Below are 2,618 nucleotides of genomic sequence, written 5' to 3'. Positions count from 1 at the left end.
GACATGGAGCACCACCGCGCCGACCCGATGAGCTTGCCCGAGGTGCCGGTGCGTAACCTGCCGCCCGAGGTGATCGGCTACATCTACCCGAGCCGCTATTGCCAGTCAGACCGCCTGGTCAAGATGCGATCAACGAGTTTGGCCATCTGTGGCAGGGCTACAGCCGGGTGCAGGCGATCCAGCAGTGGGTGCAGCGGCATGTGAGCTTCACGTCGAACACCAGCAACTCCAACACCTCGGCGGTCGACACGCTGATCGAGCAGGTGGGTGTGTGCCGCGACTTTGCGCATTTGATGATTGCGCTGTGCCGGGCGGTCAACATCCCGGCGCGTTTTGCCACCGGCACCGACTACGGCGCCGACCCGGTGCTCGGGCCGCCCGACTTCCACGCCTATGTGGAGGTCTACCTCGGAGACCGCTGGTACATCTTCGACCCCTCGGGCACCGCCATCCCGATGGCCTTCGTGCGCTTTGGCACCGGCCGCGACGCCGCCGACGTGGCCTTTGCCACCATCTTCGGCGGTGTGCGCTCGGGCTCGCCGATGATCCGCGCCTGGGCGGTGGAAGACGCGTCGCGCGGCTTCGAGATGCCCTACCGCTGCCCGCAGGCGCTGTCGACCGATGGCGGATTGGTGTCGAACTAGCTTTTGAACGGGTTGGCGGTGGCAAACCACAAGCCGATGCCGGTGGCGATGATGAACGCGCCGTCGAGCACACCCACCAGCAGGAACACCTTGCCTTGCAGCGGCTCCATCAGCTCGGGCTGACGTGCCGAGGCTTCGAGGTACTTGCTCGCCATCACGCCCACACCGAGGCAGGAGCCGATGGCGCCCAGGCCGATCATGTGGCCGACGGCGAGCGGAACGAGGTTGATGCTGTCCATGTGTTTTCTCCTTGGGTTGGTTCAAGGAGATCGTCTCGCGGCGCTCGCATGACGTCCATGACCTGGGACGTCATGGGGGCGAGTTCAGCTGTCTGCTTTGATCCCGCGCGCGGTGATGATCTCCGACAGCATCGCGGTGTCGGCCTTCATGCGCTGCGCCAGCCCCTCGGGGATGCTGCCCACGGCCTGCCAGCCGGCGGCGAGCACACGCGCTTGCGTTTCAGGTTGCTGCATCACTTCTGCGATGGCAGCGGCCAGGCGCGCGATGGCGGGCTTGGGCAGCGAGGCCGGGCCCACCAGGGCGGTCCAGATTTCGAGGTCGGTGCCCGTGACGCCTGCCTCGCGCAAGGTCGGCACATCGGGCACCAGGCTGCTGCGCGCCGGAGAGGTGATGCCGATGGCCTTCAGCTTGCCGGCCTTGACCTGCGGCATCGCGATGCCCGGCGGCAGCAGCGAGAGCTGGATCTGCCCCCCCAGCAATGCATTCGCCACCTGCGGGTTGCCGGCGAAGGGCACGTGCACCGCGGCGATGCCGGTCTTGCTCTTGAGCAGCTCCATGCCCAGGTGAGCCACCGTGCCATTGCCGGGCGTGCCGTAGTTGCCCTTGTCGCCCAGACCCCGTGCCCACTGCAGCAGCTCGGCCGGCGTGTTGCCGGTGGCGCTGCCGGCAGCGGTGAGCAGCAACGGCGCGGTGCCCAGCAACGAGATCGGCGCGAAGTCGCGCGCCGGGTCGAAGGGTGTGGCCGGGTTGAGCAGCTTGGCCACCGTCAGGTTGCCGTTGATCAGCACACCGAGCGTGTGCTCGTCGGTGGCACGGGCCAATTGATCGGCGCCGATGTTGCCCGAGGCGCCGGGTTTGTTGTCGACCACCACCGGTTGGCCCAGCACCCGCGCCAGGCCGTCGGAGAGTGCGCGTGCCATCAGGTCGGGTGTGGAGCCCGCAGGGAAGCCCACCACGATGCGCAGCGGCTTGCTCGGCCATGTGGCCTGTGCCCAGGCCATCGTGGTGACGAAGGGGCTTGCGGCGATGGCGCCCAGGAAATGTCGTTTGCCGATCATGGGAACGTCTCTTGCAATGGGGTGTTGAGCCTACGCCAGAATCGGTGCACACCAGGAGCCTGACCCATGAACCTGCTTGTTCGCAATGCAACGCTCCCCGATGGCTCGACCGGCGTCGACGTCTTGGCCCAGGCCGGGCGCATCGTGGCGGTCGGCCCGCAATTGAGCGCCCCCGAAGGCACACCGGTGCTCGAGGCTGAAGGCTACCTGCTGAGCCCGCCTTTCGTCGACGCGCATTTCCACATGGACGCCACGCTCAGCCATGGCCTGCCGCGTGTCAACCAGAGCGGCACGCTGCTCGAAGGCATAGCGCTGTGGGGCGAGCTCAAACCGCTGCTCACCCAAGAGGCGCTGGTCGAGCGGGCGCTGCAGTACTGCGACTGGGCGGTGGCCAAGGGCCTGCTCGCCATCCGCACCCATGTCGATGTGTGCGACGAGCGGCTGTTGGCGGTTGACGCTCTGCTGCACGTCAAAGCGCAGGTGAAGCCCTACCTCGACATGCAGCTGGTGGCCTTTCCGCAAGACGGTGTGCTGCGCGCACCGAATGCACTGGTCAACCTGAAACGTGCGCTCGACCGCGGCGTCGACGTGGTCGGCGGCATCCCGCACTTCGAGCGCACCATGGCCGATGGCGCCGAGAGCGTGCGCCTGTTGTGCGAGGTGGCAGCCGAGCGTG

Annotated in this window: 3 protein-coding genes and 1 pseudogene; 2 read left to right on the top strand and 2 right to left on the bottom strand. The window is 67.2% G+C overall.

The genetic code is table 11. The features are described 5' to 3' along the window. Window positions 1-644 (top strand): annotated as a pseudogene (locus tag RMO40_RS23735) (transglutaminase-like domain-containing protein); the annotation flags it as partial. Here the strand turns inward: RMO40_RS23735 and atpE are convergent. Next, window positions 641-883: a F0F1 ATP synthase subunit C gene (atpE, locus tag RMO40_RS23730; RefSeq protein ID WP_309726113.1), complete on the bottom strand. Its 243-nt coding sequence runs from the start codon at window positions 881-883 to the stop codon at window positions 641-643. The pseudogene RMO40_RS23735 and the gene atpE overlap by 4 nt on opposite strands. A gap of 84 nt (window positions 884-967) precedes the next feature. Then, window positions 968-1,942 carry a tripartite tricarboxylate transporter substrate-binding protein gene (locus RMO40_RS23725; protein WP_309726111.1) on the bottom strand — a complete coding sequence of 325 codons (975 nt, stop codon included), beginning with the start codon at window positions 1,940-1,942 and terminating at the stop codon, window positions 968-970. Window positions 1,943-2,008: 66 nt separating this feature from the next. Here RMO40_RS23725 and RMO40_RS23720 point away from each other — a divergent pair. Further along, on the top strand, window positions 2,009-2,618 hold a 610-nt coding region (locus RMO40_RS23720; RefSeq protein WP_309726109.1), incomplete at its 3' end, for an amidohydrolase family protein.

The organism is Rhizobacter sp., assembly GCF_031412075.1.
GTDB lineage: Bacteria > Pseudomonadota > Gammaproteobacteria > Burkholderiales > Burkholderiaceae_C > Rhizobacter.
Note: the sequence above shows the minus strand (reverse complement) of the source record. Positions and strands in the feature narration are given on the sequence as shown.